Here is a 6,378-nt window from a genome sequence, read left to right on the forward strand (position 1 = left end):
ATGAATGCGCAGGTTCATGTCCCGTTTCTGATCACCCGGGCCGGCACTGCCACGGTTCTGACGCTTGCCGCAGTCGGCGGCTCCGTGATCGTCCCCGGCGCCGTGGCCGACGCCCAGCCCGCAACGCGGTCAACGAAGGCACTCAAGATCGCCGCGTCGAAGAAAGGATCGCCGTACCGGTACGGGGCCACCGGCCCCCACCGTTTCGACTGCTCCGGGCTGACGCAGTACGCGTTCAAGAAGGTGGGCAAGAAGCTCCCACGCACGGCCCAGCAGCAGTACAACAAGACCCGCCACGTCTCGGCGTCGAAACGGAAACGCGGCGATCTGGTCTTCTTCCACTGGGGGCGCAGCGTCTACCACGTGGGCATCTACGCCGGCAGAGGGAAGATCTGGCACTCCCCGAAAACCGGTTCCGTCGTGCGGCTGGAGAAGATCTGGACGAGGAGCGTCTGGTACGGACGAGTTCGCTGATCCCCTCCGCCCCTCCTCCGGCTCCCCCATTCACCACGTGCTTCAGTGCACCAGGGAGCCAGTCACCAGAAACAGCCCCAGCACGGCGAGCGCCGCGCCGCTGCCGCCCTCGATGGCGCGGGCGGTACGCGGCCGGCGCAGCCACCGGCCCAGGCGGTCCACCAGGAGCGCCACGGACGGGAACCAGATCAGCGCGAGCCGCGGGACGCGCAGCAAAATCCTGGGGAGGGGCGGCTGCCCGTCAGAGACGAATTGCGGCCGCGCGCCGCCCCAGGGTCCGAATGACGGTCCGATCGGCTTGCCGGTCAGGTCAGATCAGGTCAGTGGCGCGGTCCGCAGGATGGTGGCCACCGCGGCCGCGATCTGCACCTCCGTCAGATCGGCGCGTGCGGTGAGCCGCAGCCGCGAGATGCCGTCCGGGACCGACGGCGGGCGGAAGCAGCCCACCGCGATCCCAGCCGCGCGGCAGTCGGCCGCCCAGCGCACCGCCGCGTCCGGCGAAGGCGCCCGAACCGAGACGACTGCGGCGTCGGGGCGTACGGCGGTCAGCCCTTCCGCGGTCAGCCGTTCGTACAGTGCGGTGGCGACCGTACGGGCCCTGCCCGCGCGTGCCGGCTCGCGGCGCAGTAGGCGCAGGCTCGCGAGAGCCGCGCCCGTCGCGGCCGGTGCGAGCCCGGTGTCGAAGATGAAGGTGCGGGCCGCGTTGACCAGATGGTCGATCACCCGGGCCGGCCCGAGGACCGCTCCGCCCTGACTGCCCAGGGACTTGGAGAGGGTCACGGTGGTGACGATCCCGTCACCACCCGCGAGACCGGCGGCGGCGAGGGCCCCGCGCCCGCCCTCCCCGAGCACGCCCAGGCCATGCGCGTCGTCGACGAGCAGCGCGGCGCCCTCCGTACGGCAGACATCGGCCAGTTCCCGCAGCGGCGCGGCGTCTCCGTCGACGGAGAAGACCGAGTCGGTGACGGTCAGGGCGCGGCCGCAATGCGCCTGCAGCTCCCTGGCGACGGCTGCGGGATCGGCGTGGGGTACGACGGCGGTGTCCGCCCGGGAGAGGCGGCAACCGTCCACGATGGAGGCGTGATTGCCCGCGTCGGAGACGATCAGGGAGCCACGACCGGTGAGGGCGGTGAGCGCGGCAAGGTTGGCCGCGTAGCCGGAGGAGACGACCAGGGCCGCTTCGAAACCGCAGAATTCGGCCAGTTCGCGTTCGAGGTCGGCGTGCAGCGCGGTGGAACCGGTGACCAGCCGGGAGCCGGTGGCGCCCGCACCCCACCGGTACGCGGCCTCGGCGGCGGCCGCGGTCACCTCGGGGTGGCGGGTGAGGCCCAGGTAGTCGTTGCTCGCGAGGTCCAGCAGTTCCGGCTCGGCAGGGCGGGGGCGCAGGGTACGGACGAGCCCGGCATCCGCACGGCGGCGCGCCTCGTCATCGATCCAGTCGAACGGGGCGAAGGACATGTCGGCGGTCCCTTTTGTAGGCAGCCCACAGACCCTAACCGGGGGTGCGGCCCGTCATGGTGTGGCAATACACACACACTCTGTGGGCTCTATTGTCCGGTTCCTCCTTGGCTGCGGGGGGTGCCGTAAGCCAGGATCATGACCATGGACCTCCTGAACACGTTGGTGGACAAGGGGCTGCGGCGTGAGCTGCCGACCCGCGAAGAAGCACTCGCCGTGCTGGCGACCTCGGACGACGAACTGCTCGAAGTGGTGGCCGCTGCCGGGAAGGTGCGCCGTCAGTGGTTCGGCCGACGGGTGAAGCTGAACTATCTGGTCAATCTCAAGTCCGGGCTCTGCCCCGAGGACTGCTCGTACTGCTCGCAGCGGCTCGGCTCGAAGGCCGAGATCCTCAAGTACACCTGGCTGAAACCGGACGAGGCGTCGAAGGCCGCCGCCGCCGGGGTGGCGGGCGGCGCGAAGCGTGTCTGTCTGGTGGCGAGCGGCCGCGGTCCGACGGACCGGGACGTCGACCGGGTGTCGCAGACGATCGAAGCCATCAAGGAACAGAACGAGGGCGTCGAGGTGTGCGCCTGCCTCGGTCTGCTCTCCGCCGGGCAGGCGGACCGGCTGCGTTCTGCGGGCGCCGACGCGTACAACCACAACCTCAATACGTCCGAGGGGACGTACGGGGACATCACCACCACCCACACCTATGCGGACCGGGTGGAGACCGTCCAGCAGGCGCAGGCCGCGGGGCTCTCGGCGTGCTCCGGGCTGATCGCCGGGATGGGTGAGAGCGACGCGGATCTGGTCGACGTCGTCTTCTCGCTGCGCGAGCTGGACCCGGACTCGGTTCCGGTGAACTTCCTGATCCCGTTCGAGGGGACCCCGCTCGCCAAGGAGTGGAACCTCACCCCGCAGCGCTGTCTGCGCATTCTGGCGATGGTCCGGTTCGTCTGCCCGGATGTCGAGGTCCGGCTCGCGGGCGGCCGCGAAGTGCATCTGCGCTCGATGCAGCCGCTCGCCCTGCACCTGGTCAACTCGATCTTCCTGGGCGACTATCTGACCAGTGAGGGCCAAGCGGGACAGGCGGATCTGGACATGATCGCGGACGCCGGTTTCGAGGTGGAGGGCGCGGGTACGACGACGCTGCCCCGGCACCGTACGGACGCTGCGGCCGAGACCGGTGGCGGCTGCGGCTCGCACACGGGGGGCTGTGTGCCCTGCGGTGACGTGGCCGACGAACCGGGGGACACCGAGGCCGAAGTGCCGGGCGCGCGAACGGATCTGGTGGCGGTCCGCCGTCGTGGCGCGGGAACGGATCTCGCACCCAATGCCTGAACCCCTCTCCCCAGCCGAGCTGCGGACCCTGGACCGGGACCACGTCTGGCATCCGTACGGCCCGATGCCGGGCCGGCAGGAGCCGCTGGTGGTGGAGTCCGCGTCCGGGGTGCGTCTCCGGCTCGCCGAACCAGCTTACGGGCAGAACGAGTTGGTCGACGGCATGTCGTCCTGGTGGTCGGCGGTGCACGGCTACAACCACCCGGTGCTCAATGAGGCGGCGCGTGGCCAGCTGGACCGGATGAGCCATGTGATGTTCGGCGGGCTCACCCATGAGCCCGCCGTGCGGCTGGCCGCCAGGCTGGTCGAGATCACACCGGAGCCGCTGCGCCATGTCTTCCTCGCCGACTCGGGTTCGGTGTCGGTCGAGGTCGCGGTGAAAATGTGTCTGCAGTACTGGAACTCGACCGGAAAGCCCGCCAAACAGCGGCTGCTGACCTGGCGCGGCGGCTACCACGGGGACACCTGGCAGCCGATGTCGGTCTGCGACCCCGAGGGCGGAATGCATGAGCTGTGGTCGGGGGTGCTGCCGCGACAGGTCTTCGCCGACGAGCCGCCGGGCGGCTTCGACGAGGAACCGGATGAGACGTACGTACAGCATCTGCGGGAGCTGATCGCGCAGCATGCCGACGAGCTGGCCGCGGTGATCGTGGAGCCGGTGGTGCAGGGTGCGGGCGGGATGCGGTTCCACTCCCCCGGCTATCTGCGGGTGCTGCGCGAGGCGTGCGACGCCCATGACGTGCTGTTGGTGTTCGACGAGATCGCGACCGGTTTCGGGCGTACCGGGGAACTGTTCGCCGCCGGGCATGCCGGGGTCTCGCCCGACGTGATGTGCGTCGGCAAGGCGCTGACCGGCGGCTATCTGACGATGGCGGCAACCCTCTGCACCTCGCGGGTGGCGGACGGTATCTCGCGCGGCAAGGTCCCGGTGCTCGCGCACGGGCCGACCTTCATGGGCAATCCGCTGGCCGCATCGGTGGCCCTCGCCTCGATCGATCTGCTGCTCGGCCAGGACTGGCAGCAGGAGGTCAAGCGCCTGGAAGCGGGGTTGCTGGGAGGCCTGGCCGAGGCTCGTGCGATCGCAGGTGTACGGGATGTACGCGTTCTGGGCGCCATCGGCGTCGTACAGCTCGATCACGACGTGAACATGGCGGCGGCCACCGAGGCCGCGGTCCGTGAGGGCGTGTGGCTGCGCCCGTTCCGGGACCTCATCTACACGATGCCGCCGTATGTGACGGACGGCGACGATCTGGCGCGTATCTGCCGTGCGATGTGCGCGGCGGCGCGGGAGGGCTGAGATGTCGGTACTGATGGTGAGCGGTACGGGTACGGAGATCGGCAAGACGGTCGTCACGGCGGCCGTGGCCGCGGTGGCGGTCGCCGCCGGGCGTTCGGTGGCCGTGCTCAAGCCTGCCCAGACGGGCGTTGCGCCGGGCGAGCCGGGCGATGTCTTCGAGGTGCGCAGGCTTGCCGGCGAGGCGGTGACCGGCCTCGAACTGGCCCGTTTCCCCGAGCCGTTGGCGCCGGACACGGCCGCGCGACGGGCGGGCCTGGCGCCCGTGCGCCCGGAACAGATCGCGGAGGCGGCCGAGAAACTGGCCACCGAGCACGATCTGGTGCTGGTCGAGGGCGCGGGAGGGCTGCTCGTACGGTTCGACGACGAAGGCGCCACGCTCGCGGACGCGGCACGGCTGCTCGGAGCCCCGGTCCTGGTCGTGGTACCCGCCGGGCTCGGCACGCTCAATTCCACCGCGCTGACCTCGGAGGCGCTGCGGGCGCGCGGGCTGGAGTGCCTGGGCGTGGTCGTGGGCAGCATGCCCGCCGAACCCGATCTGGCCGCGCGCTGCAATCTCGTCGATCTGCCGGTGGCGGCGGGCGCGCCGCTCCTGGGCACCGTACCGGCGGGCGCGGGCACCCTCACACCCGCCGAATTCCGTGCCAGGGCGGCAAGTTGGCTGACCCCGGAGTTGGGCGGGAACCGGACCGCCGACTAGCGGCTGAGCGGCCCAGGACGGGGCAGAATCAAAGTAGCCGTACTTTACCGGCCGGATTTCTCACGTCGGGCAGCTCCGGTCGGGCGGCCCCGCCCGACCGAGCAGTCCGGTGCAGCCGGTCCTGTCGAGGAGGTCCGTCATGCATCTGCGGAGCACGAAGATCCCGAAGGACGCGGTGCACCACCCGGTCTTCGCCCGTTTCTACGCCCGCATGAGTGTGGCGGCGGAGACCAAGGCCGGGATGGCTGCCATTCGCTCGGATCTGCTCGCCGGTCTGTCCGGACGCATCATCGAGATAGGTGCGGGAAACGGCCTGAACTTCGCCCACTATCCGCCCGCCGTCTCCGAAGTGGTGGCGATCGAACCCGAGCGCAGCCTGCGGCAGTTGGCAGTACGGTCCGCGCTGCGTGCCGGTATTCCGGTGGATGTCGTGCCGGGTGCCGCGGAGGCGCTGCCGGTGAAGAGCGAGGCGTTCGACGGGGCCGTCGCGTCACTGGTGCTGTGCACCGTACGGAATCTCGAACGGTCGCTCGCGGAGATCGAGCGGGTGCTGCGCCCCGGCGGGGAGCTGCGCTTCTTCGAGCATGTGCGGGCCGATGACCGCGCCATGGCGACGGTGCAGCAGGCACTGGACCGCACGGTGTGGCCACTGCTGGGCGGCGGGTGCCATACGGCGCGGGACACGCTCACCGCGATCGAGGAGGCCGGGTTCGTGGTGGAGACGTACCGCAAAGTGAAGATGCCGGACTGGGGGATCCGGCTCCCCACCTCTGCGTGCGTGCTGGGCGTGGCCCGCCGGACGACGGTGGTGGACGCCTCCTGAGGCGTGCGGGCCTGTCTTTCGGATCAGGCCTAGAAGATTCATGAAGATCTTGGGGTTCTGGCCCCGCCGCGTGAGCGGCGGGGCCAGACTCGTTTTCGTGGTGATGGGGGAATGGGTCGGGGAGACGATCGGGCCGGATGTGTGGGAGACGTGCCGGGAGTTGATCCCGGTAGGGAGTGTGTTCGCGTTCCTGGCCGAGCATCGCGGTGCGCTGTTCCCGGTGGTGATGTTCGAGGACATGTACCCGTCGGCGAACGGGCGGCCGAGTATGCCGCCGCAGATCCTGGCCGCGGCGATCACGCTGCA

General features: G+C 70.2%; 6 protein-coding genes and 1 pseudogene. 5 read left to right on the forward strand and 2 right to left on the reverse strand.

Annotation, left to right across the window (positions count from 1 at the left end; genetic code table 11):
- Complete coding sequence (locus ACNPQM_RS12590) at positions 1 to 474, forward strand: C40 family peptidase (RefSeq protein ID WP_418084038.1); 474 nt, start codon at positions 1 to 3, stop codon at positions 472 to 474.
- A gap of 42 nt (positions 475 to 516) precedes the next feature.
- Here the strand turns inward: ACNPQM_RS12590 and ACNPQM_RS12595 are convergent.
- Together ACNPQM_RS12595 and ACNPQM_RS12600 are read right to left on the reverse strand one after the other, a co-directional pair.
- Positions 517 to 732: pseudogene (locus tag ACNPQM_RS12595) on the reverse strand (LysE family transporter); the annotation flags it as partial.
- Positions 733 to 789: 57 nt separating this feature from the next.
- Complete coding sequence (locus ACNPQM_RS12600) at positions 790 to 1,932, reverse strand: 8-amino-7-oxononanoate synthase (RefSeq protein ID WP_418084039.1); 1,143 nt, start codon at positions 1,930 to 1,932, stop codon at positions 790 to 792.
- A 144-nt stretch (positions 1,933 to 2,076) separates the two neighbouring features.
- Between ACNPQM_RS12600 and bioB the strand changes: the two genes are divergently transcribed.
- From bioB to ACNPQM_RS12620, 4 genes are all read left to right on the forward strand, one after another.
- Complete coding sequence (gene bioB, locus ACNPQM_RS12605) at positions 2,077 to 3,255, forward strand: biotin synthase BioB (RefSeq protein WP_418084040.1); 1,179 nt, start codon at positions 2,077 to 2,079, stop codon at positions 3,253 to 3,255.
- Positions 3,248 to 4,552: an adenosylmethionine--8-amino-7-oxononanoate transaminase gene (locus ACNPQM_RS12610; protein WP_418084041.1), complete on the forward strand. Its 1,305-nt coding sequence runs from the start codon at positions 3,248 to 3,250 to the stop codon at positions 4,550 to 4,552. The genes bioB and ACNPQM_RS12610 overlap by 8 nt, the downstream gene beginning before the upstream one ends.
- Before the next feature lies 1 nt (position 4,553).
- The gene (gene bioD, locus ACNPQM_RS12615) at positions 4,554 to 5,249 is read left to right on the forward strand and encodes a dethiobiotin synthase (protein WP_418084042.1); all 696 of its coding nucleotides are present in this window, start codon (positions 4,554 to 4,556) and stop codon (positions 5,247 to 5,249) included.
- 139 nt (positions 5,250 to 5,388) lie between these two features.
- Positions 5,389 to 6,072: a class I SAM-dependent methyltransferase gene (locus ACNPQM_RS12620; RefSeq protein ID WP_358856133.1), complete on the forward strand. Its 684-nt coding sequence runs from the start codon at positions 5,389 to 5,391 to the stop codon at positions 6,070 to 6,072.
- Positions 6,073 to 6,378: the final 306 nt, after the last annotated feature.

The sequence above is a fragment of the Streptomyces sp. NPDC056231 genome (assembly GCF_048270745.1).
Taxonomy (GTDB): domain Bacteria; phylum Actinomycetota; class Actinomycetes; order Streptomycetales; family Streptomycetaceae; genus Streptomyces.